Raw genomic sequence first — 26304 nt, 5'->3', positions numbered from 1 at the left:
TATCCATTATGGATAAACAACAACGTTTAGTTAACGCTGCTGGTTTAGGATTACGGCGATCTTTTTTGACAGAGATCGTCGATAATCCGCCTGCCAATGTGGACTTTTATGAAGTGGCGCCGGAAAACTGGATGACCCTGGGTGGCAAATTGGGCAAACAGTTTCGGGCTATGACCGAGCGATTTCAGTTTATCTGTCATGGTTTGTCATTGTCGATTGGCAGTAGCGATGCGCTTGATGAAGTCTTTGTGCGTGACCTGAAAAAATTCATGCTCGCACATGGCATTCAGTTTTACAGTGAACATTTAAGTTATTGCAGTCATGATGGGCATTTATACGATCTTATGCCGATCCCTTTTACAGCCGAAGCAGTAAAACATGTTGCCGCCCGCATCCGGCGAGTACAGGATATTCTGGAACACAAAATTGCCATCGAAAACGTCTCCTACTATGCCGCACCCGGCCAGGAGATGTCTGAAATCGAATTTTTCAATGCTGTGGTCGAAGAAGCGGATTGCAATGTATTGATCGATATCAATAATATCTACGTCAACAGCGTTAATCACGCTTACGATGCTGAAGCATTTTTAAAAGCCATGCCAGGCGAACGCATAGCCTACGCACATATTGCTGGTCATTATGTGGAAGCCGAGGATTTTCTGGTCGACACTCATGGCGCACCGGTGATCGATCCGGTTTGGCAGTTGTTGGACAAGGCTTATAGCTTATTTGGTGTGTTTCCTACTCTTTTAGAGCGCGACTTTAATCTGCCACCGCTGGCCGAACTTTTACAAGAAGTTGACACTATTCGCGCTATCCAAGCCAATGCGATACAGCATAAATAGGTTGTTTTAATGGGTGTTGATTTTAGAATCAAGCAGGCAGAGTTTGCCGCTTATATCCGTGATCCAGAAAACCAGCGACTGCCTGTCGATGTTAAACCGCAACGCATGGCCATGTATCGCGAGCTGTTTTTTAACAACATCAACGGTTTTTTAAGCAGTAATTTCCCCGTGTTGCGGAAGATTCTCAACGATGATGAATGGCAGGCTTTAGCACAGGACTTTTTTTCCCGTCACCGTTGCCAAACGCCACATTTTTCTGAAATTGCGGAAGAATTTTTAGGCTATTTACAAAACGAGCGCCAATTTGCGGATGACTTGCCATTTTTATTGGAATTGGCGCATTACGAATGGGTGGAAATGGCATTGTCTATTGCGCAGATCGAGCCTGCCTATGGCGATGCAATGTTTGCCGACGATATACTCAAGCAGTCTATTTCATTGTCTCCATTGGCTTGGCCGTTAGTCTATCAATTCCCAGTTGAGCGTATAGGACCGGATTTTTTACCGCAAACTGCAGCGGAACATGCCAGTTATCTGATTGTTTATCGAGACCGCGAATACGACGTACATTTTATGAAAACCACCCCCCTGACTTACCGCCTGCTGCAATTAATTGAGCAGCAGGACGGCAGTAGTGGGCAAGATTGCTTAAATGTTTTGGCAGCCGAACTACAGCAGCAGATCGATCCGCAAATGCTGCAGGAATTTGGTTTACAAACCCTGCAGGAATTGGCTGGAAAAGATATCCTTATTCCGGCTGTTGCCGTTTGAAGTGGTGTACCCACACCAGTCCATCATCGCTCCATTCCATATTGGCATGCATGCTTAAAATAATTTGACGATACATCGCCAGATTCGGATAGCCTTCGGCTTGAGCATCGGCGTCTGTCATATCGCCAATACGTTGTCGATCTACGCTGGTGACCAAAAAATCTACGCCTTCCAAAACAAAAGTCTCGCCGGGGTATGCATATAAACCATCGCGACGTTGCTGGGTTTTTTGCCCGCTAAGTGCTGCCGCCACCAGTTTCGGGTGTCGTACCAATCGATCTATAGCGCAAGTTTTCTCTGGGTATTCGTTCATTGTTTTATCCTGTTGGGTTAGCCAAGCGGCTTATTATCCACCATAATGCCAGTTTTTTAGGTTGGAGGCCTTAAATGCGTTATCTGCATACCATGGTTCGAGTTAACAATTTAGAAGAGTCGCTGGATTTTTATTGCCACAAGCTGGGTTTAGTGGAAGTGCGGCGGATGGACAGTGAAGCTGGCCGTTTTACGCTGGTATATTTAGCCGCGCCGAAGGATCAAAAACCAGCCGAAGAAAAGGATGCGCCATTACTGGAGCTGACCTATAACTGGGATACAGAAGAATATAGCGGTGGTCGTAATTTTGGTCATTTGGCGTTTGAAGTGGATGATATTTATAAAACCTGCCAGCAACTGATGAATCAAGGTGTCACTATCAATCGTCCGCCACGCGATGGCTGGATGGCGTTTATGCGATCTCCGGATCAGATATCCATCGAATTATTGCAAAAAGGTTCAGCGTTGCCGGTACAAGAACCCTGGGCATCCATGTCCAATGTCGGCGTTTGGTAAAGGAAAGTCGTTTGCCGCCGCTGAGCCTGTATATCCATTTTCCCTGGTGCATACAAAAATGTCCGTATTGCGATTTTAATTCGCATGCCGTGAAAACCGGCATTCCTGAAATGCAGTATGTGGATGCTTTGCTGGCCGATTTACAAGCGGATTTAGCCTTGTTAACTGTCCCGCGCAGCATCGGCAGTATTTTTATGGGTGGTGGTACGCCCAGCTTGTTTTCTGCTGCAGCTTTGCAGTGTTTATTGGATGGCATCAAACAGCAGGTCAACTTGCAATCCGATTGTGAAATTACTTTGGAAGCCAATCCAGGCACCTTTGAAAGCGCTAAGTTCCAGGCTTTTCGCGAGTTGGGTATTAATCGATTATCCATAGGTATTCAAAGCTTCAATGACAGGCATCTAAAAAAACTGGGTAGAGTGCATAACGCAAGTGAAGCTATAAAGGCAGTAAACATTGCCACTCAAGCCGGTTTTACCAATGTGAATCTGGATTTAATGTTTGGTTTACCTGCGCAAACTTTGAATGAAGCTTTACTAGACGTCAATACAGCGCTGTCTTTACAGCCAACACACGTTTCGTTTTATCAGCTGACGCTGGAACCCAATACTTACTTCTACAAATTTCCGCCCAAACTACCTGAAGACGATGCGATTTATGCCTTACAAAAAGCCAGTCAGCAGTTGTTGGACGAGCACGGCTATCAGCAATACGAAATTTCGGCTTATGCCAAGCCGGGTTTTCAATGTCGACACAATCGTAATTATTGGGAGTTTGGCGATTATTTGGGTATAGGTGCTGGCGCTCATGGCAAAATCAGTCGCATATTACCTGACGATATAATCCGCACGGCCAAACCAAAAAGTCCGGAACAGTATTTAAAAAATTATACTGCAATTGTTTCAGAACCCATTAGTCAGGCGCAATTGCCACTGGAGTTTGTGATGAATCATTTGCGATTGAAAACTGGCTTTAGCTTGAACGATTACCAAAATATGACCGGCCTGGAGCCCTCTAGTTTGGAGCCTGCTTTAAGTCAGTGCATTGATGCTAGTTTATTGATTAATGATGGACAAAGGTTTTTTTGTTCGGAGCAGGGTTGGGATTTTTTGGATGAAATATTGGAAAAGTTCATGCCATAAAAGTCAGCAGGTTATAATTTGCTGTCCAACTGCACGGAAAACTGATTTATGCTTGATTATCAAAAAGAATTCATCCGCTATGCGCTCGACTGTGGCGTGCTTAAATTTGGCGAGTTCCAACTAAAATCCGGACGCATGAGTCCTTATTTCTTCAATACCGGTTTATTCAATACGGGTGCTCAGCTGGACAAGCTTGGCCAGTTTTATGCGCAGGCGATGATTAATGCCGACGTAAACGTGGATGTGCTCTATGGCCCGGCTTATAAAGGTATTCCATTGGTTAGCGCGGCTTCGATAGCCTATTCGCGCCTGCAGGGAGATATTCCTTTTGCTTTTAATCGAAAAGAAGCCAAGGACCATGGTGAAGGCGGCTTGCTCGTGGGTGCGCCGTTGCAGGGTAATGTGTGGATATTGGATGATGTTATTACGGCCGGCACATCGGTGCGAGAGTCAGTGGACATCATACGTGCCGCAGGTGCAACTGTGGCCGGCGTGGTGATCGCTCTGGACAGGCAGGAAAAAGGCTTAAACGAATTATCGGCTGTACAAGAGGTGACTAAGCAATTCGGTATCCCCGTGATTGCTATTATTTCTTTGGCTGAAATTATCGAATTCATCGCGCAAGATAGTGGTTTTACAGAAAAATTGGCAACTATCAGCAGTTATCGTCAGCAATATGGTATTTAGATTAATCATAAGCCCTTATCTGTCGCTTATTTGTATTTAGTCTACAATTAGCGCTTATTATTCGCCCTCTAAATATTGAGTACAGTCAGCAAAAAGGCTTGCCATGAGAAATCTGGAATTTAAAGATCAATTACACGAGTATTCGACTTGGCGTGAACAACTGATACAGGCAATCGAGATGTATCGGGAATGGCGTAATCGGTATAAATTCAATGACCCCCAAAGCACAGATACCTTGCTGAACATCCTGCAAGGATTAAATATGGATCGAGTAACACTAGCTTTTGTCGCCGAATTTTCTCGCGGCAAAACCGAATTAATCAATGCGCTATTTTTTGCCGAAACCGGTGTGCGACTGCTGCCTTCTTCGCCTGGGCGCACCACTATGTCGCCTACCGAGCTGTTTTGGGATGAAGCAGGTGGTAGTTATATCCGCTTGCTGAATATCGAAAGCCGTCTGGAAGATATCTCATTAATGGATTACAAACGTAATCCGGACCGTTGGACCCAAATCAGTCTGAATATCGATTCCCCTACCCAAATGCAGCAAGCCTTCAGGGAATTGGTTGCCACCAAGCGGGTAACCCGAGAAACGGCAGATAAACTAGGTTTATGGAACGAACGCGAAGCCGCCGAGCAAGGCATTATCAATCCTGAATTTGTGGAAGTACCCTGCTGGCGGCACGCCCTGATCAGCTTTCCGCATGCTTTATTAAAAGAAGGTCTATGCATTCTGGATACTCCGGGTTTGAATGCATTAGGTACCGAGCCTGAACTGACATTGAGCATGTTGCCCAGCGCCCAGGCGATAGTTTTTGTATTGGCAGCCGATACTGGCGTTACCAAAAGCGACCTGGAAATGTGGAAAAGCCATGTTTGCAGCGCCAGAGGACAACGTCGCCAAGGTTTGGCCGTTGTGATGAACAAGATTGACTCCATGTGGGACGATCTGGCTGGTGAAACCGGCTACGAAGCGTCTATTCAAAAACAAATCGAAACATCGGCGACTATTTTAAACCTGAGCCAAAATGTGATTTTCCCGGTTTCAGCCAAACAGGCGTTGTTGGCTAAAGTCAAAGGCGACGATGCGCTACTGGAAAAAAGTCGCTTAAATAAACTGGAACATTACCTGTCAGAAGATATTCTCAATCAACGGCGGGAAATTTTGAAAGGGGTTGTCGATAAGGACATTGGCTTTTTGGTGAGTGAATCGACCAAGCTCATGGATACCAAAGTACAGAATGCGACCAAACAATTGGAAGAGTTCAAGCTGATTGATTTTGAAAATCAGGAAATGACCGGCAAATTGATGGCTGAAACCAGAGATAGGCAAAATGCCTACATGACCAATATTGAAAACTTCCAGGCCAGTCGTAAAGTGTTTGCTGTACAGGCTAAAATGCTGATTGATTCGTTCTCTAAGGATAAGGTGGATGAAATTATCCAGCGCACCAAGCATGAAATGACTAAAAGTCTCACGACTTATGGCATGAAGCAAAACATGCGCAAACTGTTTGACGAATTGCGAGACTTATTACAAGACTCTGTTGATATTACTGAGGAAACGCGCAGGTTGATCAAAGCCATCCATAAAAAGTTTCAAGACGAATATGGCTTCAAGGAAATCGAACCACAGCTGTTTTCCATTAAACAATACCAGTTCGAGTTGGAACAAATATTCGATGAAGGTGAGGCATTCCGTAATAGCGCCAGAACCACTATGACCGAACAAAGCATCGTCGTGAACAAGCTGTATAGTACGTTGATTGCAAAGGCTCGCAACATTCTGCAGCAAGCGCACAAGGACGCGGCAACCTGGAGCAATAGTGTTTTGACACCCTTGATGCATCAGATCAAGGATCATAAAAAACAAATTGAAAGCCGCTTGATTATGTTACGAAAAATCAACGAATCAAAAGGCACGGTCGGCGAGAGCATCGGCCAGCTAGAAGCTGAGTTGACACCATTAAAGCAGCAACGTCAAGAATTACAGGCCATTATCAAATCCATGCATTTTAAAATGCCTGAAAGTGAGTTTTCTTAAAGACTTAAGTTTAACAGTTTGATGAGGTGTTTCGGGTTTTAGCGGCTCATGCTAAAACCCGAGTGTATGACTAGCTGAGGTTTCTACCGTAGAAAATCTCGGACATTTCCTCATGTAATTGGTCTTGGATTACCTGTTTTTCGTCCTCGTTAAAATTACTTTCTTTTTCAAACAGATAGTTTTCCAGCTCGGTTTCTTTCAGCATCATTTTGGTGTGAAAGATATTTTCTTGATACACATTCACATCAATCATTTGGTACAGCTCTTTGGTGCTTTCAGCAATATAATTCTGAATTGAGTTGATTTTGTGATCGATATAATGTTTTTCACCGGATATGTCGCGGGTAAAGCCACGCACCCGGTAATCCATGATGACAATGTCCGACTCGAAGCTGTGGATTAGATAATTCAACGCTTTTAAGGGCGAAATTTGTCCGCAGGTAGAGACATCAATATCGGCACGGAAAGTACAGATATCCGTAACCGGATGACTTTCAGGATAGGTGTGGACTGTAATATGGCTTTTATCCAGATGCGCCAGAATGGTGTCGGGTAATGGTCCTGGAGACTCGGAATTCATGCCGGCAGGAATTACATCACCTTCGGAAATCAACATGGTTACGCTGGCGCCTTGTGGTTCATAATCCTGATGCGCGATATTCAAAATCTGGGCGCCGATGATGTTGGCAACATCTTTCAGGATTTGAGTCAGGCGTTTGGCGTTATAGGCTTCATCGATATATTCGATATAAGCTTTTTCCTGTTCTTTGGGTGCGTAACAAACGTCGTAGATATTAAAACTCAACGATTTGGTTAGGTTATTGAACCCGTGTAATTGTAATTTGCTCAACCGATCAACCCTCTATAACTTCAAAATCATGACTAATTTCTACTCCTGCTTTTCCCAACATAATGGATGCTGAACAATATTTTTCTGCCGATAGCTTTACCGCGCGTTCTACTGCTGCAGCCGGTAAATTTTTGCCGGTTACTTTGAAATGCAAATGAATCTTGCTAAATACAGCGGGTATCGCATCAACTCGTTCGGCAGTCAGTTCGGCAGTGCAATCAATAATATCGTGTCTGCCTTTTTGCAGGATATCAATCACATCAAATGATGAGCAGCCGCCGACGCCCATTAAAATCATTTCCATAGGTCTTAGGCCCAAGTTACGACCACCATGATCAGCTGGCCCATCCATGACTACCGCGTGGCCACTGCCGGATTCTCCAACAAATAATCTGCCATCGACCCATTTGACTGTTGCTTGCATACTCAATTCCGCAAATTAAAAAATGTTGCCGATTTTACAACGATACAGTCAGATGTATGGTTTTTTTTGCAAAAACACTTTCTTTTGGGTAGGGTAGCAGGTCATCACGGACAAAATTATTACAATCATGAATTTGGCTAACAAAAATAAGATTTCACAACCGGCATTGGATGCTTTTTTACATCTTTGCCACGTGCGGAGTTATCCCGCTAAGTTAACTGTCGTTAGACCTGGTGATGTCGGCGATAAGTTGTTGTTTGTTGTCGATGGATCGGTCAGCGTCAGTGTGGAAGATGACGATGGCCATGAGTTGATTCTGGCCTATTTAAACAAACACGATTTTGTTGGTGAAATCGGCGTGTTCAAAAATGCCGAAATGCGTAGCGCCTTCGTTAAAACCCGTGCTCCATGCAAAATGGCAGAAATCGGATACGATAGGTTCAAGGTATTATTAAACAGCGATTTACGTGAATTTGCCGTGGAAATACTCACTGTGCTTGGCGAGCAACTGTCCACCCGCTTACTGATTACCAGTCGCAAATACCAGGATCTGGCTTTTATGGATGTTGAAGGCCGTATTGCACGTACTTTGTTAGATTTAACCAAAGAACCTGATGCGATTACCCATCCTGACGGCATGCAATTGCATATCACCAGACAGGAAATCGGTCGTATCGTGGGATGTTCGCGAGAAATGGCTGGCAGGGTGTTAAAAGAGTTGGAGGATAAAGGACTCATTACCGCGCACGGCAAAACGATAGTGGTATTTGGAACGCGTTAGTTTGTCTGGACTAAAAAATATAAGGCTAAAGACCAAAAGGCTTTAGGGCTTTTTCTCCGGCTATCTGTGCGCTCAAAACCTCACTTAATCTGGAAAAAGATCCCTAAAAGCGTTTGGGCCTTAGGTTTTGTCAGTTTATTGATGGATATTTCCTCGGAGATGATTCACAGCCTGCTGCCATTGTTTTTGGTCAGTGAATTGGCTGCCAGCGCTATGGCCATTGGCCTGATTGAAGGTGCAGCGGAAGCCACAGCACTGATAGTCAAAGTTTTTTCAGGTGTCCTCAGCGATTATTTGGGCAAGCGCAAAGGCCTGGCTCTGCTGGGCTATGCATTAGGTGCCTTGAGCAAACCCTTGTTTGCTATCGCCGCCAGCAGCGGCATGGTGTTAACGGCCCGGCTAATAGATCGTGTCGGCAAAGGCATACGCGGCGCGCCACGTGATGCACTCATCGCTGACATTACGCCGGTTGAGATCCGGGGTGCTGCTTTTGGTTTACGCCAATCACTGGATACTGTAGGGGCATTTCTCGGTCCGTTAGTGGCGGTTGCGTTGATGTTGTTATGGGCTAATGATTTTCGTGCGGTATTCTGGGTGGCAGTCATTCCTGGCTTACTGTCCGTGCTGGTATTGTTGCTGGGCGTAAAAGAGCCCGCTACTCTGAGCCAGCAGCGTGTCTTTCCGATCGGCAAGCAAGCTCTGCAGCGTCTGAGCGCAGCTTATTGGTATGTGGTCGTCATCGGTGCTGTGTTTACCTTGGCCCGCTTTAGCGAAGCTTTTTTGGTGTTGCGCTCCCAGCAAAGTGGCATTCCTATTGCCTGGGTGCCATTGGTGATGGTGGTGATGAATATCGTTTATGCCGCCAGCGCTTATCCGTTCGGCAAGCTATCGGATAACGTCAAACCGGCAAAATTATTGGGCTGGGGTTTGTTGGTGCTGGTGGCTGCAGATTTGCTGCTGGCTAGTAGTTCGCATTGGCTTATGGTTTTGACTGGCGTAGCTTTATGGGGTGTTCATATGGGGATGACGCAAGGATTGTTGGCAAAAATGGTAGCCGACACCACACCTAACGATTTGCGTGGTACAGCCTACGGTTTTTTTAATTTGGCCAGTGGCATTGCCATGTTGATTGCCAGTGTGTTGGCCGGCCTGTTATGGGACATATTTGGCGCGCCGGCTACTTTTTATGCTGGCGCAATATTTTGTATGCTGACGCTGATGGCGTTATTGATACGAGGTTTCAGGGTTTCGGGTTAATGCCTTCAAGCCAGCTACCTGGTTGCGGTTCAAAGGCATGTTGGTTGGCGTCTAAAAATTCAAACGGTACAGATGTTAATGCCATGCCTTGGTTTATCTGAACTGCAAAATGCAAATGTGGGCCACTGCTAAAACCCGTATTGCCAGAGTAGCCAATCAATTCACCCGCCTGCACCCTTAACCCAGGGGTTACCAAGGCTTTTTCCAAGGCCAGATGAGCATAAATTGCCATCGATCCATCGTCATGCAGAATTCGGATACTATTTGCTTTGTTGGCATATGCCTGTTGCGTACCGCTGGAGAAAAAATCATTTTCTACTTCCAGTACCACGCCATCACGTGCAGCATAGATCGGCGTACCAATGGGCATCATAATGTCAACGGCATAGCGATTTTGAGGGTCAGTATGGCTAAATTCACCGTTAAAGGCCTGGGTCACTCGAAAATGGCTGCCGGGGGCCAGTGGTGGCCAATAGGCTGTTTGACGGCTGTAATGAGGTAATGGGCGACCGACTACATACTGATACTGTAGAGTAAAGGTTTGGGATGAAGTTGTCTGGCCTATGGCGCTGATACTGAATAGGGTATCGGACTTGCCCGGCTCGATTACAAAACGCTTGGGTAATTCCGGGATGGAGACTAAATTGGTCGGCTGTTCCCAATCGATAGCGACCTCAATAGGTCCAGGATATTGATTGATGAGATAAAAGGCAAGATTGCTGGGGCTGCCGGTTTTCTCTAGTCGAACTCGTTGCTTGGGTGCCGGTTTTAATAGACGGGTTTCAACTTTATGCTGGGTAACAGGTGGTTTATCTGTAAAGTACCAGCGTCCCTGGTCATCTTTGTATTTATAAAGCGTCTTCGCGGTTGCGGTCGTGCTGACCAGTAGCAGTAAAAATAGATTCTGCCACCTTAACAACACGACTATTCCATCATTACTTGCGAGTAGAGCTAAACGTGTAAGACCTTACTATGCCCTGCGGATCAAAACGAATTAGCAAGTCTTGGGTGTCGTCTGCGCCAAACAGTGAATATTTGTATATGCCATATGTCCAGGTAGTGCGACCATCTTCCATACCTGTACGCCAAGGTGTACCAAATATATCGGAAACTTCCTGTTTAGTTGTTTTTCCGATTTTAATTTCCGGTACTCGTGAGCCAGCAAATTCCTGGCCGACAGAGAAGCAACCCGTCAATTGAGTGGATGCCAGGCCGCTAACCAGTAGCAGCGAGCAGAGTTTGACCGCTCGAGCGTTACGTTTAGGAAACAGTATTTTCATGAAATGATCCTCATTTGATTGGACGATTGATATAGAGTGCCGAATAGCTCTATCTTAGCCTCTACTCGCCTCTATCCGAAACAGATTTAACCAAAACCATGTCTACTCAATCCAATATCAGCCTTCTTGACACTTTAAATTTCGATAATCGCTTTGTTCGTGAATTAGCCGGCGACCCGGAGCCGGAAAATTATCGTCGCCAAGTTTACCAGGCTTGTTTTTCACGGGTACTGCCGAAAATCGTCAAAGCACCTCAATTAGTGGCTTATTCCAAGGAAATGGCAGCGCAGCTGGGTTTATCCGAGGAAATTTGCGAATCCGAGGATTTTTGCCAAGTGTTCGTCGGTAATCGCCTGGTCGAGGGCATGGATCCTTATGCCAGCTGTTACGGCGGGCATCAGTTTGGACATTGGGCCGGCCAGTTGGGTGATGGGCGCGCCATCAATCTTGGCGAAGTGATTAATAAACAAGGTCAACGCTGGGCATTGCAATTAAAAGGTGCCGGTCCCACGCCTTATTCCCGAAGTGCAGATGGGCTTGCCGTTTTGCGTTCCTCGCTACGCGAATTTTTATGTAGTGAAGCTATGTACCATTTGGGTGTGCCCACCACGCGCGCATTAAGTCTTATTCTGACGGGCGAATACGTGGTGCGAGACATGTTTTACGACGGCAATCCGCAACGAGAACTCGGTGCTGTAGTTTGCCGGGTGGCGCCTTCGTTTACCCGTTTTGGCAACTTTCAACTTTTTACCTCGCGCGACGATGTTGACACGCTAAAAAAACTGGTCGATTACACCATACGGACGGATTTTCCGCATTTGGGTGAACCCTCCAAAGCGGTGTACTTGCAATGGTTTGCAGATATTTGCCGTAGCACGGCGAAAATGATCGTTCATTGGCAACGCGTCGGTTTTGTGCACGGGGTTATGAACACCGACAACATGTCGATATTGGGTTTGACTATCGATTACGGTCCTTATGGCTGGCTGGAAAATTACGATCCGGATTGGACTCCAAACACCACCGATGCTCAAGGGCGCCGCTATCGTTTTGGCAATCAACCCAAGATTGCCTACTGGAATCTGGTGCAACTAGCCAATGCAATTTATCCGTTGATCCAAAAAGCCGATCCTCTCCAGCAGGCATTAAATGTGTTTACATCGACTTTTGAAGCCGACTGGCAGCGCATGATGGCCGACAAACTGGGCTTGATGGCCTTCGATATTGCCAGCGATGAAACCCTGGTTGCAGATTTGACCACACTGTTACAGCTAGCAGAAACCGATATGACACTTTTTTATCGGGGTTTGGCCAATTTAAACGTTGATGATGAAGTGTTGGTTTTTTATGCGTTGTTAGAAAACGTCAGTTATGTCCCCTTAAATGCAGAAAATCAAGCGCTGGCCGGTTTGTGGTTCAATAGCTATCAAGCCCGTCTGAAACTTGACAATCGATCGCATGGCGAACGACAACAGATAATGAATCAGGTCAATCCGCTTTACGTATTACGCAATTATCTGGCTCAGCAAGCCATTGATTTGGCAGAGCAAGACGACTTCAGCATGGCAAGGGAATTACTTGAGGTGCTACGTCGGCCATACGACTTTCAAGCTGGAAAGGAACGCTTTGCCGAAAAGCGTCCGGATTGGGCTAAGCATAGAGCAGGTTGCTCAATGCTGTCTTGCAGTTCTTAATTTACAAAAAAAAATGCTCAAAACGACGGTTTCAGGTATCCTTTTTGAGCTAATCCAACGATTTTTCTAGGTTCCTAAATGAACAACAATACCGATATTGCCGCAAAACACGATATTGATCCTGCTGAAACCCAGGAATGGATGGAGGCCCTGGAATCAGTGATTGACAAGGAAGGCAGCGATCGAGCCAGTTTTTTGATTGATGCCTTGCTCTACACCGCCCGACAAGCCGGTCTCGACATTCCGTTTTCAGCCAACACACCTTACATCAATACCATTTCGGTTGATAAGCAGCCCAAGTACCCCGGCAACACCGACATCGAGCGCACCATACGCTCTTATGTACGCTGGAATGCGATGATGATGGTATTGCGTGCCAACAAGTACACCAATGTCGGCGGCCATATCGCCAGTTTTGCGTCTGCCATAACCCTATACGATGTCGGTCAAAATCATTTCTGGAACGCACCTAGCGATAAGCACGGTGGCGATCTGATTTTCTCCCAAGGTCACTCCGCACCCGGTACCTATGCTCACTCGTTTTTGCTGGGTCGATTGACAGAAGAACAAATGGACAACTTCCGGCAGGAAGTGGGCGGCAACGGCTTGTCTTCTTATCCGCACCCCTGGTTGATGCCGGAGTTTTGGCAATTCCCTACCGTATCCATGGGTCTTGGACCCATCATGGCGATTTATCAAGCCCGCTTCATGCGCTACATGCAGGATCGTGGTTTTGCCAATACCGATGGTCGTAAAGTCTGGGCCTTTTTGGGCGATGGCGAATCCGACGAACCGGAAACCTTGGGCGCCATCGGCATGGCCGGTCGTGAGAAACTGGACAACCTGATTTTTGTGGTCAACTGCAACCTGCAGCGTCTGGATGGCCCGGTACGCGGCAATGGCAAAATCATCCAGGAACTGGAAGGTAATTTCCGCGGCGCCAACTGGAATGTTATAAAAGTCATCTGGGGCAGACGTTGGGACTCTATTCTGGCCCGCGACAAAGATGGTTTAGTAATGAAGCGCATGATGGAATGTGTTGATGGTGACTACCAAACCTTTAAATCCAAAGATGGCGCGTACGTTAGGGAAAAATTCTTCAACACGCCTGAACTGCAGGAATTGGTCAAAGACTACACCGATCGCGATATCTGGGAACTGAATCGCGGTGGCCACGATCCGATTAAAGTTTTTGCCGCTTACCAAGCCGCCGCCAACCATACCGGTCAGCCGACCGTGATCCTGGCCAAAACCATTAAGGGTTACGGCATGGGCGATTCCGGCCAGGCGCAAAATACCAGCCATCAGCAAAAGAAGATGAGCATGGAGTCTATCAAGGCTATCAGCGACCGCTACCAATTGCCGATCAGCGACGAAGAACTGCTCAACCTGCCGTATATTCGTTTTGCCGAAGATTCCGCCGAATTGAATTACCTGCGCCAGCGTCGTGTCGATCTGGGTGGCTATCTGCCCGCTCGCCGTACCAAAGCCTATCCGCTGGAAATTCCTGCACTAACCACCTTTAAAGCCTTGCTGGATGGCAGCGGCGAGGGCCATGAAATCTCTACTACCATGGCTTTCGTGCGGATTTTGAATATTCTGGTCAAAGACAAACAAATCGGTAAACGCATAGTACCTATCGTGCCGGATGAATCCCGTACCTTCGGTATGGAAGGCATGTTCCGTCAGTTGGGAATCTGGTCGCAAGTTGGTCAGTTGTATACCCCGCAAGATGCTGAACAATTGATGTTCTATAAAGAAGACAAGCACGGCCAGGTATTGCAGGAAGGCATCAATGAAGCCGGCGGTTTGTGCGACTGGATCGCTGCTGGCACATCGTACTCCACTCATGGCGTACCGATGATTCCGTTTTTCATCTATTACTCGATGTTTGGTTTTCAACGCGTCGGCGATTTGATCTGGGCAGCGGCCGATCAACGTACTCGCGGCTTCCTGCTGGGCGGTACCGCCGGCAGAACTACCTTAAATGGCGAAGGCTTGCAGCATGAAGACGGCCATAGTCATCTGATGTCTGCGACTGTGCCAAACTGCTACTCCTACGACCCAACTTTTGGTTGCGAGCTGGCAGTGATCATCCAAGATGGTTTGCGTCGCATGTACGCGGATCAGGAAGATATTTTCTATTACATCACCCTGATGAATGAAAACTATGAGCAGCCTGCCATGCCGGATGGGGCTGAAGACGATATTTTGAAAGGCATGTATTTGTTCAAAAAAGGTCCGAACAGCAAAAAACCCCGCGTACAACTACTGGGTTCCGGCACCATCTTTATCGAAGTCATCGCCGCTGCTCAACTGTTGCACGATGATTGGGGTGTGGATGCTGACTTGTGGAGCTGCCCAAGTTTTACCGAGCTGGGCCGTGACGGTCAAACTTGCGATCGCTGGAACCGCTTGCACCCGACCGAAAAATCACGTATCACGCATATCGAGCGCTGCCTGGGCGATACGAAAGGTCCTGTGATTGCTGCAACTGACTACATGCGGGTATTTGCCGAGCAAATCCGACCTTGGCTGAAAAAGTCCTACACCGTGCTGGGCACTGACGGCTTCGGTCGCTCCGATACTCGCGCTAATCTGCGCAGCTTCTTTGAAGTGGATAGATATCACGTCACGGTAGCGGCTTTATATAGCTTGGTGGAAAGCGGCGAATTTGAAGCCAGCAAAGTCGAAGTGGCGATTGCCAAATACAACATCAACCCGGACGTCTCTGCGCCTTGGTTGATTTAACGGCTGATCAAACGGAAATCATATGAGTTCTATAATCGAAATAAAAGTCCCCGATGTCGGCAACGTACCCGAAATCGACATCGTCGAGGTGTTAATTCAACCCGGCGATGTGGTGGCCGTGGAACAGACCCTGGCGGTCATGGAAACCGATAAAGCCACTATGGACCTGCCCTCCAGTGCTGCGGGTATCATCAAGACCATACACATCAAACCCGGTGATAAAGTCTCCGAAGGCACCTTGATTGCCACAGTGGAAGTCAGTGATGCTGCGGCTACACCGGAACCCGCTGCTGTCGTTGCTCCTGCAGCCGCTGAACCAGCACCGGCACCGGCGCCAGTGGTGGAAGCAGCGGCACCGGAACCTGCCAAACCCGCTGTTGCACCAGCTGCGCCCGTCGCAACCACGAGTAGCGAAGGTTTTAAAGCCCACGCTACTCCCAGTGTAAGACTATTTGCCCGCGAACTTGGCGTCGATCTGGGCAAGATTCAAAATGGCACGGGCCGTAAAGGTCGGATTCTGAAAGCCGATGTGCAAAACTTCGTCAAGCAAGTGATGGCATCCGGTGCTACTGCTACAGGCGGCGCTGGCATCCCGGCGATTCCGGCAGTGGATTTCACGCAATTCGGCGAGATTGAAGAACAGCCCTTAAGTAAAATCAAGCGTCTAACCGGTCAGAATTTAACCCGGGTCTGGCTGAATCTGCCGATGGTGACCTATCACGACGAAGTCGCCATCGATGAAATGGAAGAATTCCGTAAATCGACTAACGCCAGCCAAGGCAAAGACGGTGTCAAGCTAACCGGACTGGTTTTTATCATGAAGGCGCTGGTCGCGGCCATGCAGAAATACCCGTCGTTCAACAGCTCTCTGTCACCGGCAGGCGATAAGCTGATTTATAAAAAATACTTTCACCTTGGTATTGCTGTCGATACCCCGAATGGCCTGGTGGTACCGGTAATCCGGGATGTGGATAAAAAAGGCATCTTCCAGCTGACCACTGAATTAGGTGAAAAAAGTGAACTGGCCCGTAAGGGTAAGCTGATGCCAGCCGACATGCAGGGCGGCTGCATGACCATTTCCAGTCTGGGCGGCATCGGCGGCAGTGCATTTACCCCAATTGTGAATGCGCCGGAAGTGGCGATTTTGGGTGTCACCCGCGCCAAGGTCCAACCGGTCTGGAATGGTTCTGCCTTCGAACCCAAACTGATGTTACCGTTGGATATTACCTATGATCACCGTGTTATCGACGGTGCTGAAGGTGCACGCTTCATGGAAGCATTAAAAGCAAATTTGGCGGATATTCGCCGCTTGTTACTTTAGGAGTAGTGATATATGAGTAATTCCGTTACACACGCCGAAGTACTGGTTTTAGGCGGCGGCCCCGGTGGTTATACGGCTGCCTTTCGCGCCGCGGACCTGGGCAAACAAGTTGTTTTAGTTGAGCGCTATCCTGTTTTGGGTGGCGTTTGTTTGAATGTGGGCTGCATTCCATCAAAGGCCCTGTTACATGCTGCGCAAATCATACACGAAGCCGAGGCTATGGCCGAGCACGGTGTCAGTTTCGGTAAACCGACTGTCGATCTGGATAAAATTCGCGGTTGGAAAGAAAGCGTCAGCCAATCCCTGAATCAAGGCTTAGGCAAGCTGGCCAAACAGCGCAAGGTGACGGTCATACACGGCGTCGGCAAATTTGCTAGCGCGAACAGTCTGGTTGTAGAGAACGATGATGGTCCGCAGACCGTGACCTTCGACAACGCCATAATCGCAGCCGGTTCGCAGCCGACCAAAATCCCCGGTTTTCCGCATGACGATGCTCGGGTATGGGATTCTACCGACGCGCTGGAGCTGAAATCTGTGCCGGAAAAGCTATTGATAGTCGGCGGTGGCATCATTGGTCTGGAAATGGCCACCGTCTACCATGCGCTGGGTTCGAAAATCAGTGTGGTGGAATTGATGGATCAAATTATTCCCGGCTGCGACAAGGATTTGATTACCCCGCTGCAACGCAAAATCAAAAAGCAATACGACAACTTGTGGCTGAAAACCAGCGTCAAAGCCATCGAACCTACCGATGCCGGCATGAAAGTCAGCATGGAAGGCAAAGAGGCGCCGGAAGCAGAAATATTCGATGCCGTGTTGGTCGCCGTTGGGCGTCGTCCTAATGGTAAATTAATCGACGCTGATAAAGCCGGTGTCACGGTAGACGATAGAGGTTTTATCCCGGTCGACAAACAAGGTCGCACTAATATCAGCCACATTTTTGCCATCGGCGATATCGTCGGCAATCCGATGCTGGCGCACAAGGCTACCCACGAAGGCAAAATTGCCGCCGAAGTCATTGCTGGTCACAAAGCGGGGTTCGATGCGCTGACGATTCCATCCGTAGCTTATACCGATCCGGAAGTGGCCTGGATGGGTTTGACCGAAAATCAGGCCAAGGAACAAGGTGTGGAGTACGACAAAGCCGCATTCCCATGGGCGGCCAGCGGACGTTCGCTAGCTTTGGGTCGTAACGAGGGTATCACCAAAATTCTCACCGATAAAACCAGTGGCCGTATTCTTGGGGCTGGTATGACAGGTCCGGGCGCCGGCGAATTGATAGCGGAGGCAGTATTGGCGCTGGAAATGGGCGCAGACGCTACCGATATCAGTCTCACTATTCACCCACATCCAACCTTATCTGAAACCTTTGCTTTTGCAGCGGAGATGATAGAGGGCACAATTACAGATTTGTATGTAAAAAAATAAAGACAGATACAGTTCATAAGGCTTCTTGATAGCGAGAGGCCTTTGGGTTGCTATTGCGAGGGATGGAAAAATATTTTTGTCGGTAGTAAACCCCTGTAGTTGCAAAGCTTTGCTTCGCAGAGGCTAAAAGGTTGTAATCGCTTTTCGGCCAAAAAATCAAATGCTAATGCATAGGCTAGAATAATTACACCGATCTATAGTGAATGGTCTCTAAAACGCTGAATAAACACTATAAAGCTAGCTGGTAGGGGTTCTTTTTAATGCGTAAGGCTTTGTATGCGCAGGAGTGCTTCGCTGAGAGGTTTGGTGTTTTTTAGAAAACTTCAGGGAAGAGTGACTGTTATATGTCAGTCTCTGAGTAAGTGTGACTTAGTGAGCGATTTTTTTATTTTTTTGCTTGGCAAGTTGCTCAAGGAAGTAAGCGTCATAGTGCCAGCCTGTTAGAGGTGCTGGTGGAGTGTGTGGTTTGACTGTAATTGTTTTCATTGTTTTGTACTCAAATTAATTTAGAGGGATGCAATATCGCTAACACAAGATATGTGTTTAGCGGTGAAGTGCAATCGGGTAACTGTTTTGTTAGTACTGGCTGGTTATTTAAAGCTTATTAATAAGTAAGTTTGAAAATTTACTTGGTAGAGGAATTTGGATTTACAGAAAAAGCTCTAGCTATTTAAATAGGTTGCCAGCATTGGTTTATTCCGTAGTCATTTGATTATGGCTACGGAATAAATGCCTAATCGTTAGACCAGGGTTACTTCTTCAGCTTGCGGGCCTTTAGGGCCGCGGCCAAGTTTGAATTGAACTTGTTGTCCTTCATCAAGTGTTTTGTAGCTATTGCTGGTGCTAAGGATGTTTTTAAAGTGAACAAAAACATCTGGACCTTGTTTTTGTTCAATAAAACCAAAGCCTTTGTCCGCGTTAAACCATTTAACAACGCCGGTTGTCATTGTAGTTGTAGTCATAATAAGTCCTATAAATTTTAATATTGAGCCTTGTAAAGGCGGGTATAGCTGGTAAATGTGGAAATTACTAAATGAAAAACAGGACGAAGAACTACAGAAGAGGCAACGAAACGGTAAACAAAGGGTAAATCTTATTTTCTAGCTGGGATTCATTCTAGGCTGATAAGTAGGAATGTCAATGTAATACTTAATTAAATCATCAAAATAGCAATAAATCGTACTCGGTTTATTGCAAGCGACTGATTGTAAAGGTAATTTATCTGAGTTAAAAAGTATCATCTCGGCATGGATTGCCTTAACTTTTTGATACTCAGGCAATAAACAGGTCTGTATTGATGCAAAATTAACAGACATCCTACTCGCCATTGAAATTATTCGCCATCAAGCCATGGTAACGCAAGCATCCCATTAATAGCCGCCTGTAAACTACAAATCAACCCTAATAGCTGGGTAACTTTTACCTGGTCAACTGTTGATGATTTTGTCCTAAGGGTAACCACATTTGGTACAAGCTCAACAGAATCTGAAAATTTAGTGACAAGCCCATCAATGCGCCACTAACGACTAGTAGATAAGCAAATTCCGGTGTTTCCCTGGTCAGATACCAGGCAAAAATATCGGTTAGCATACTCATAAATGGAATACCGATGGTTAATCGCTTTAACCATATCGGCATATCGCAAAGAACAAACAGTTTGCCGACAAAAAACAGAATAAAGGCAATGCCAAACAAATGTATGTGCGAAACCCTGACTAGTGATGGAATTGATGCGCCACGGTCGGATTCGGTTAATTTTACAACCTGTTCGTAACGAGTCAGATCTGGCACTAGCATACCACTGGCTGGCGAGTGGCAGCCCAAACAATCACGTTGCAAGATAGGCGCAACTTGGGTTTCATACAGTGCTTGTCCGGCACCGGATTTAATCCATCCCAATATGATTTTTTTGTCATCCGCTGATTTTAAATTGCCTGCCATAGGCCCATTGATGGCAGCGGCCAAGCGGGTTTGAGCAGGACTGCCGTGATAAGCAATGCTAATGTCTGCTATGGATAAGCCAGGTTGCCCGTCTCGACCCTGATGACTAAAAAATATTTGACCTATAGAAAACAAATAACCAATCGCGATACTCAACAAAAACAGGCTATTGAGTATCCGCTCCGAAACAGACGTATCCCTGAAACGTTGACAACTTGCCATAAATCACCTTGCGTTTACTAGTACACAAAGTCAGTGCAGCAAGATGTATGCCTTAAGCTTAACTCAATAAATTCAATGTCTTAAGGTTTCGTCTGGCAGCAATAGCTTGTCTTGATGGTGCAATTTGCACCATTGTGGCGCAACTGCAACTTGAGTAGCAATAAAACAACATTAACGCAGAAAAGGTAATAAAACCCCAAATAACAGGATCAACAATGATCCCAGTAATGCATTTTGACCCGGTACTTGTTCAAAAAAGGCAACCCCCCAGGCAAGACTTAAAACCGGTGCGAGATAGCCTACTGCGCTAACCAGTGCGGCAGGTGCCGCCTGATAAGCGCGTGTCATGCAAAATTGCGCGGCGCTGCCAAGCAAGCCAGTTAGTAATAACAACGCCCAGGTCGTTGGTCGTTGTGGCAACTGATAACCATATCGGCCAAAGTAAGCCAGATGTAAAACTAAGGCGACCAGGCAAAAATAAAAAATAACCGATTGCGGCGAATTGCTGCGTCCGGCGCGAGCCACCATTAAATAGGCCATGGCCGACAAAAAACCCGCTGATAGGGCCATCGCACGACCAAGCACATCAACAGTTTGACCGTTGGGGGTAAATAATAATGCAATACCTGCAAATGAACCAAAAATGGCCAGCCAAACCCACCATGAATTTTTCTGACCCAGCACCCAAGGCCCCAATAAAGCAACAAACACCCCGCTGCTAGCTGTTAGAAATGCACTTTCACCGGGACCGATACGGGTAATTGCTGCAAAAGACAACATCAAGGCGATGGTGCCAAACAAGCCTCGCAGCCATAATGAAGGTCGCCCATCGCCAAACAGAGTCACCAACTGGCTTCTAAACAATGCCGGGATGATTAAAATCAGTAAATTGCTTAAAATTCTGACAAAACTGATCACAGTAACCGGCGTGTCGCTATCAAACCACTTGATGGCATAAACGCAAACGTTCATCAGCGAAAACAACAAGCAGGCCAGCAGCATTTCCAATAAGCCGCGACGATGGTCAGACAAATTCTGGATTTTAAATCCGTTGCGACGTAAGTGGGCTAGATTCACAGTGATGGGCACAAAATTTAAATCGAAAGTTTACCTGCTTTGACTGTCAGCTTGCTGTTTATCAAGTTAAACTGCCTGAATGCTGATGAGCGACATTCTGTTTCAGGCTGGCAAGGCCATAAAAATGCAACCCTTACGGGCAGCGCTGATTGTGTTGGCCATGAGCATAGGCGTGGCATCGGTCAACATATTGACTGCGCTGGGTGATAGCGCCCGCAATTATGTGGTTAATGAATTTGAATCGCTGGGAACACATTTAATTATTATCTTGCCAGGTCGCTCGGAAACGACAGGCGGGCATCCGCCTATTTTTGGTGAAACACCGCGTGATTTGACCTTGGATGATGCGACGGCATTATTTAGGAGTCGTCATATTGCCGCTATTGCACCTATTGTTGTTGGTTCTGCACCGGTTTCGACAGCGGGTCTGGAGCGAGAAACCAATATTTTGGGTTCAACGCAGGCTTTACTCCGGGTAAGGCATTTGACGCTTGAGCAAGGCCGGTTTTTACCGGAATCCGATGTCGAACAGGAAATTCCGGTCTGTGTGATTGGACAAACCATTCGCGAACAGTTGTTTCCACAGCAACAGGCAGTCGGCCAGTGGTTGCGTATCAATGATAGGCGTTTCCGGGTCATCGGCGTGCTGGCAAAAGAGGGGCAATCGATAGGTGTGGCCTTTGACGAAATTGTGATTGTTCCTGTCGCGTCTGCTATGGCTTTATTTGATAGTCATTCGTTGTTTCGTATCCTGATCGAAGCACATTCTCAACCAGCCATGTATAAAGCCGTAGATGAAGTTCGCGCTATTATCAAGCTGCGGCATGAAGGTGAAGACGACATTACTGTGATTACGCAGGATAGCGTGGTTAATACCTTTGACAAAATTCTTAACGCCTTGACATTGACGGTAGTCAGTATTGCTGCAGTCAGCTTGTCGGTGGCAGGGGTGTTGGTGATGAATGTCATGTTGGTCAGTGTCAGTCAGCGTACTGCAGAGATTGGTTTGCTCAAGGCCTTAGGCGCCACCCAGAGTCAATTGCGCCGGCTTTTTTTGTCAGAAGCTGCCCTGTTATGTTTGGCTGGGGCGCTATTTGGTAGTTTGATTGGGCAACTTGGGCTCTGGTTTTTGCAATGGATGTATCCCGAATTTCCACTCAGCTTGCCTACTTGGGCCTGGCTGGCTGGCTTGACAGTATCTTTAGTTACAGGTCTGATTTTTGGTGTGTTACCAGCGCATAAAGCCGCTAAGCTGGATCCTGTCGCGGCACTATCCAGAAGATGATGCTATGAACGATTTTGATCTGGCTAAACTGGCGCTAAGTAGCATCATCAGTCATAAACAACGTTCTTTACTAACCTCGCTTGGGTTGATTATTGGTATCGCCGCTGTTGTGATACTGACCTCTATCGGCCGAGGGATTCACCATTTTGTTTTAGCCGAATTTACTCAGTTTGGTACGCATTTAATTGCAATTTATCCTGGCAAAACAACCACGTTTGGATTGTCCGGCGCCACCATTAGCACTGTGCGCCCACTTTCCATAAATGATGTGATTAGTTTGCAAAGCCTGGAACAGGTAGAGGCGGTTATGCCGCTCATACAAGGTAATGCCCGAATAGAAGCCGAAAAAAAACAACGCCGTGCCAATGTTTTTGGCGTTAGCACGGCAATGCCCTCGATTTGGCAGATTAAAGTACGTGCCGGTCGCTTCTTACCTGATGATAGTTTGGAAAATCCGCGTGCTTTTGCCGTTTTGGGTAGCAAGATGCAAAGCGAATTATTTGGCGCCAGTAGTTCATTAGGTCAACGTATTCGTATTGGAACGGATCGTTTTCGTGTCATTGGTGTTATGGAATCAAAAGGTGAGTTACTGGGTTTTGATCTGGATGACAGCGTCTACATACCAACCGGCAAAGCCATGGAGTTATTCGATCGCCAGGGTTTGATGGAAGTTGATGTGCTGTATAACAGTGAAGCTAATAGCGAGCTGATTCAGGAAAGTATTAAGCGCCGTTTAATAGCGCGACACGGCAGCGAAGATTTTACTATCATCACCCAAAACCAGATGGTTGAAAAAATGAATTCAGTATTGAGTGTATTGACCATGGCGGTTGGCGCGTTGGGTGGTATTTCGTTGTTGGTTGGTTCGGTCGGTATCTTAACCATCATGACGATTGCGGTTTCCGAAAGAGTGGCCGAAATCGGCTTATTGCGAGCTATAGGCGCCGAACGTGCGGTGATTTTCAAACTATTTCTGGGTGAAGCATTATTACTCAGTTTAGCCGGTGGTTTGGGCGGTGTCGTATTAGGGGTGATACTAGTTAAACTGGCGGCCGCGTTTATCCCTAGTCTGCCGGTACAGCTGGCTTGGAGTTATATTGGCAGTGCCTTTTTAATTGCTTTGTTGATTGGCATTGCGGCAGGAGTTTTGCCCGCTATCAAGGCCGCAAGATTAAATCCTTTGGAAGCCCTAAGAGCAGAATAAAGTTCAAGTCAATAACCTACGAATTCTGTCCACTCATCCAGCAGTGAGCTATCGTTATATCCATAACGGAATCAATCCAAATTTCTTCTGCGGGCATTTGAGGTTTAACAGTCCGCAGTATTTCACATGACGCCTTTGTGTCGTTGGTTCTAGTGTTTCATGTCTGTATCAGGTGAATCAAATGGGTTCACATGTTTCATGATGAAACATTCGGTTTTGGTTTGTCATTTATATAATTCTTGTAAAATCAATGAGTTAGTGGTGTTGCAGTTGTGGAATAAGTTGGCACAAGAATTGATATAAGATTATTAATTATTTCTCATGTTATTAGTCTATTGAGGGCCTCGTTATGATTTTCAGACAACTTTTTGAAGCAGAAACCTCCACTTATAGCTATCTGTTAGGCTGTGAACGCACTCGGCGTGCCTTATTAATTGATCCTGTGGCATCTGAAATAGCTGAATATCTTGAGTTATTGAACAGCCACCATTTAAAACTAATCTATACCCTGGAAACGCATGTGCACGCCGACCATATAACAGGAGCCGGTTTGTTGCGTGAGCAGATAGGTAGTAAAAGTGTGGTGCATAGGGATGCCGGTGCCATGTGTGCCGATTTGTTGGTGACCGACGGCGTCAGCTTGCAGGTGGGTGATCTGGATTTACAGGTGCGTCATACCCCTGGTCATACCAGTGGTTGTGTGAGTTATGTGATGGCCGACAGGGTGTTTACAGGTGATGCACTATTGATTGACGGTAGTGGTCGCACTGATTTTCAGCAGGGCGATGCCGGTCAGTTATTCGACAGTATTACCTACAAGTTATTTACCTTACCAGCTGATACGTTGGTTTACCCTGGTCATGATTATCAGGGCAATACCGTGTCGACTATCAAACAGGAAATCGCTAAAAACGCCCGCATGGGCAAAGGTCGCACGCGTGATGAATTTATTGCCATCATGCAGGATTTGAAGTTGGCCTACCCTAAATTTATTGATAAAGCTTTGCCAGCCAACCAATCCTGCGGACTGGTCACGGCAGAAAAGTAGGAGAGCCATGATGTTGCTAACCCTGACACTGTCGGCCGTCATCGGATTATTGCTGGGATTACTAGGGGGTGGTGGTTCTATTCTGACCGTGCCCATGCTGGTATATCTGTTACATGTCGAACCAAAAACGGCCATTGTCACCTCTTTCGTCGTGGTAGGCGTTTCCAGTTTGATGGCATTGATTCCGCATGCCCGTCGTAGTTCGGTTTGTTGGAAAAGTGGCATGTTCTTTGGTTTGTCAGGTATGGCCGGCGCCTTTGCCGGTGGCCGATTGGCCGCGTATTTTTCGGCAGATTTATTAATGAGTTTGTTTGGCTTGATTAGTTTGTCTACCGGCTTGCTGATGTTATTTAAGGCTAAACCCGCAGTCAAATCCAGCTCGACCACAACAGCGGTGTCGATTTGTCCGCTGAAAGTTCCGTATTTGCGAGTTCTCTTTGATGGGTTTTTTGTAGGTGGCTTGACTGGTATGGTGGGCGTGGGCGGCGGATTTCTAATTGTGCCGGCACTGACCATGTTGGTGGGTTTGCCCATGCAAGGGGCTGTCGGTACTTCATTGTTGATCATTGTCATGAATGCCTTGGCGGGTTTGGCGGGTTACAGCCAGCACGCCGAGCTGAATTTTTCGTTGACGCTGATTGTAACCGTAGGGGCTTTATTAGGAAGTGGCCTGGGAGCCGTTATTTCCGGCTATATCAAGCCAGCCTGGTTACGTCGCGGGTTTGGCTTGATGGTGGTTGCTGTTGGTGGCTATGTATTAACTCAAGCCCTTACGCCAGAGTTGTTAACCAGCAGCCAGGATTGGCTGAGTAATGTTCACAGGGTTGGTTTAGTTTTATTAGGCTTGCTGTTGATATTAGTTTTACTACGTATTGGTCGTTGGGTGCATAAATCTGATACTGTGGTTTTTACCCCGCCTCTCAATGGACGATAACAGCATGAATCCACAACAATTTAACGAATTACACGCCAGTATGAAATCCTGGCTGGACGAGTTAGGCAATCTCTTAATTGAAGCGTTTCACTACTTTGCCCTGTTTGTGATCGGTGCTAGTGTGGTCTGGTCGGCTGTAGTGGCCTATGCTGGTATGGTCACGCAAGGTCACGCCACTATTGGTGACATTTTGCTGCTGTTCATTTATTTGGAATTGGGTGCCATGGTGGGTATTTATTTTAAAACCAACGTCATGCCGGTACGTTGTTTGATTTATGTAGCCATTACTGCCTTGGCGCGATTGGTGATTGCTGATGTACAAGCACATCATGAAGCGGGTATAAATATGTTGTGGGTGTCGGCTGCGATATTAATGCTGGCGATATCGACACGTGTGATTTTGAAGCCGCCGTCCGATAAGGGCTAAAATATAGAGCAATAGGGATGTTACCAACAGAAAAATAATTAAAAATAATCGATTACGATCGAG

The 26304-nt window shown here is 46.7% G+C and carries 25 protein-coding genes; 17 read left to right on the top strand and 8 right to left on the bottom strand.

The features are described from left to right. The first annotated feature begins 8 nt into the window (after positions 1 to 8). Together A1359_RS15530 and A1359_RS15525 are read left to right on the top strand one after the other, a co-directional pair. Complete coding sequence (locus tag A1359_RS15530; RefSeq protein WP_066985079.1) at positions 9 to 845, top strand: HvfB family MNIO-type RiPP peptide maturase; 837 nt, start codon at positions 9 to 11, stop codon at positions 843 to 845. A gap of 9 nt (positions 846 to 854) precedes the next feature. Further along, on the top strand, positions 855 to 1616 hold the full coding sequence (locus A1359_RS15525; protein WP_066985076.1) for an HvfC family RiPP maturation protein: 762 nt from the start codon (positions 855 to 857) through the stop codon (positions 1614 to 1616). Here A1359_RS15525 and A1359_RS15520 read toward each other — a convergent pair. Next, complete coding sequence (locus A1359_RS15520; protein ID WP_066985073.1) at positions 1594 to 1929, bottom strand: ASCH domain-containing protein; 336 nt, start codon at positions 1927 to 1929, stop codon at positions 1594 to 1596. The two genes, A1359_RS15525 and A1359_RS15520, sit on opposite strands and share 23 nt — an antisense overlap. A 74-nt stretch (positions 1930 to 2003) precedes the next feature. On the opposite strand from A1359_RS15520, the gene A1359_RS15515 reads away from it, so the two are divergent. The 4 genes from A1359_RS15515 (at position 2004) to A1359_RS15500 (ending at position 6317) form a co-directional block, all read left to right on the top strand. After that, positions 2004 to 2444: a VOC family protein gene (locus A1359_RS15515; RefSeq protein ID WP_066985069.1), complete on the top strand. Its 441-nt coding sequence runs from the start codon at positions 2004 to 2006 to the stop codon at positions 2442 to 2444. 11 nt (positions 2445 to 2455) lie between these two features. Next, positions 2456 to 3586 carry a radical SAM family heme chaperone HemW gene (gene hemW, locus A1359_RS15510; protein ID WP_083960678.1) on the top strand — a complete coding sequence of 377 codons (1131 nt, stop codon included), beginning with the start codon at positions 2456 to 2458 and terminating at the stop codon, positions 3584 to 3586. A 48-nt stretch (positions 3587 to 3634) separates the two neighbouring features. Continuing rightward, positions 3635 to 4273 carry an orotate phosphoribosyltransferase gene (gene pyrE, locus A1359_RS15505; protein WP_066985063.1) on the top strand — a complete coding sequence of 213 codons (639 nt, stop codon included), beginning with the start codon at positions 3635 to 3637 and terminating at the stop codon, positions 4271 to 4273. Between the two features lie 103 nt (positions 4274 to 4376). Beyond that, on the top strand, positions 4377 to 6317 hold the full coding sequence (locus A1359_RS15500) for a dynamin family protein (RefSeq protein ID WP_066985060.1): 1941 nt from the start codon (positions 4377 to 4379) through the stop codon (positions 6315 to 6317). 70 nt (positions 6318 to 6387) lie between these two features. Here the strand turns inward: A1359_RS15500 and speD are convergent, their stop codons facing one another. Together speD and A1359_RS15490 are read right to left on the bottom strand one after the other, a co-directional pair. Further along, positions 6388 to 7167 carry an adenosylmethionine decarboxylase gene (gene speD, locus A1359_RS15495; RefSeq protein WP_066985058.1) on the bottom strand — a complete coding sequence of 260 codons (780 nt, stop codon included), beginning with the start codon at positions 7165 to 7167 and terminating at the stop codon, positions 6388 to 6390. Between the two features lie 4 nt (positions 7168 to 7171). After that, positions 7172 to 7591: an OsmC family protein gene (locus A1359_RS15490; RefSeq protein WP_066985054.1), complete on the bottom strand. Its 420-nt coding sequence runs from the start codon at positions 7589 to 7591 to the stop codon at positions 7172 to 7174. A gap of 127 nt (positions 7592 to 7718) precedes the next feature. Between A1359_RS15490 and crp the strand changes: the two genes are divergently transcribed. Further along, positions 7719 to 8372: a cAMP-activated global transcriptional regulator CRP gene (crp, locus tag A1359_RS15485; RefSeq protein WP_066985052.1), complete on the top strand. Its 654-nt coding sequence runs from the start codon at positions 7719 to 7721 to the stop codon at positions 8370 to 8372. A 66-nt stretch (positions 8373 to 8438) separates the two neighbouring features. Further along, the gene (locus A1359_RS15480; protein ID WP_066985050.1) at positions 8439 to 9629 is read left to right on the top strand and encodes an MFS transporter; all 1191 of its coding nucleotides are present in this window, start codon (positions 8439 to 8441) and stop codon (positions 9627 to 9629) included. Here A1359_RS15480 and A1359_RS15475 read toward each other — a convergent pair. After that, positions 9613 to 10551: a peptidoglycan DD-metalloendopeptidase family protein gene (locus A1359_RS15475; RefSeq protein WP_232322275.1), complete on the bottom strand. Its 939-nt coding sequence runs from the start codon at positions 10549 to 10551 to the stop codon at positions 9613 to 9615. The genes A1359_RS15480 and A1359_RS15475 overlap by 17 nt on opposite strands. A gap of 13 nt (positions 10552 to 10564) precedes the next feature. Then, positions 10565 to 10909 (bottom strand): outer membrane protein assembly factor BamE domain-containing protein, encoded by a 345-nt coding sequence (gene bamE / locus A1359_RS15470; protein WP_083960677.1) that lies wholly within the window; start codon positions 10907 to 10909, stop codon positions 10565 to 10567. Positions 10910 to 11007: 98 nt separating this feature from the next. Between bamE and A1359_RS15465 the strand changes: the two genes are divergently transcribed. The 4 genes from A1359_RS15465 to lpdA all read left to right on the top strand — a co-directional run bounded on the left by A1359_RS15465 (position 11008) and on the right by lpdA (position 18103). After that, a complete protein-coding gene (locus A1359_RS15465) occupies positions 11008 to 12603 on the top strand; it encodes a protein adenylyltransferase SelO (RefSeq protein WP_066985047.1) in 1596 nt (531 codons plus the stop codon). A gap of 78 nt (positions 12604 to 12681) precedes the next feature. Continuing rightward, positions 12682 to 15354 (top strand): pyruvate dehydrogenase (acetyl-transferring), homodimeric type, encoded by a 2673-nt coding sequence (gene aceE / locus A1359_RS15460; RefSeq protein WP_066985044.1) that lies wholly within the window; start codon positions 12682 to 12684, stop codon positions 15352 to 15354. Between the two features lie 22 nt (positions 15355 to 15376). Beyond that, positions 15377 to 16675 carry a 2-oxo acid dehydrogenase subunit E2 gene (locus tag A1359_RS15455; protein ID WP_066985041.1) on the top strand — a complete coding sequence of 433 codons (1299 nt, stop codon included), beginning with the start codon at positions 15377 to 15379 and terminating at the stop codon, positions 16673 to 16675. Positions 16676 to 16687: 12 nt separating this feature from the next. Next, the gene (gene lpdA / locus A1359_RS15450; protein WP_066985038.1) at positions 16688 to 18103 is read left to right on the top strand and encodes a dihydrolipoyl dehydrogenase; all 1416 of its coding nucleotides are present in this window, start codon (positions 16688 to 16690) and stop codon (positions 18101 to 18103) included. Positions 18104 to 18843: 740 nt separating this feature from the next. Here lpdA and A1359_RS15445 read toward each other — a convergent pair. The 3 genes from A1359_RS15445 to A1359_RS15430 form a co-directional block, all read right to left on the bottom strand. Then, positions 18844 to 19050 carry a cold-shock protein gene (locus A1359_RS15445; RefSeq protein ID WP_066985036.1) on the bottom strand — a complete coding sequence of 69 codons (207 nt, stop codon included), beginning with the start codon at positions 19048 to 19050 and terminating at the stop codon, positions 18844 to 18846. A 472-nt stretch (positions 19051 to 19522) separates the two neighbouring features. Continuing rightward, a complete protein-coding gene (locus A1359_RS15435; RefSeq protein WP_066985031.1) occupies positions 19523 to 20266 on the bottom strand; it encodes a hypothetical protein in 744 nt (247 codons plus the stop codon). A gap of 171 nt (positions 20267 to 20437) precedes the next feature. After that, positions 20438 to 21343, bottom strand: coding sequence for a DMT family transporter (locus A1359_RS15430; protein WP_066985028.1), 906 nt, complete (start codon positions 21341 to 21343; stop codon positions 20438 to 20440). Positions 21344 to 21422: 79 nt separating this feature from the next. Here A1359_RS15430 and A1359_RS15425 point away from each other — a divergent pair, with 79 nt between their 5' ends. The 5 genes from A1359_RS15425 (at position 21423) to A1359_RS15405 (ending at position 26241) form a co-directional block, all read left to right on the top strand. Further along, the gene (locus A1359_RS15425; RefSeq protein WP_066985027.1) at positions 21423 to 22628 is read left to right on the top strand and encodes an ABC transporter permease; all 1206 of its coding nucleotides are present in this window, start codon (positions 21423 to 21425) and stop codon (positions 22626 to 22628) included. A gap of 4 nt (positions 22629 to 22632) precedes the next feature. Further along, positions 22633 to 23832: an ABC transporter permease gene (locus A1359_RS15420; RefSeq protein WP_066985026.1), complete on the top strand. Its 1200-nt coding sequence runs from the start codon at positions 22633 to 22635 to the stop codon at positions 23830 to 23832. A gap of 349 nt (positions 23833 to 24181) precedes the next feature. Beyond that, positions 24182 to 24880: an MBL fold metallo-hydrolase gene (locus tag A1359_RS15415; RefSeq protein ID WP_066985025.1), complete on the top strand. Its 699-nt coding sequence runs from the start codon at positions 24182 to 24184 to the stop codon at positions 24878 to 24880. 10 nt (positions 24881 to 24890) lie between these two features. Continuing rightward, on the top strand, positions 24891 to 25814 hold the full coding sequence (locus tag A1359_RS15410; RefSeq protein ID WP_066985024.1) for a sulfite exporter TauE/SafE family protein: 924 nt from the start codon (positions 24891 to 24893) through the stop codon (positions 25812 to 25814). Positions 25815 to 25818: 4 nt separating this feature from the next. After that, positions 25819 to 26241, top strand: coding sequence for a phosphate-starvation-inducible protein PsiE (locus A1359_RS15405; protein WP_157200571.1), 423 nt, complete (start codon positions 25819 to 25821; stop codon positions 26239 to 26241). The last annotated feature ends 63 nt before the right edge of the window (positions 26242 to 26304 follow it).

The organism is Methylomonas lenta (assembly GCF_001644015.1).
In the GTDB taxonomy this organism is placed as follows: domain Bacteria; phylum Pseudomonadota; class Gammaproteobacteria; order Methylococcales; family Methylomonadaceae; genus Methylomonas; species Methylomonas lenta.
Note: the sequence above shows the minus strand (reverse complement) of the source record. Positions and strands in the feature narration are given on the sequence as shown.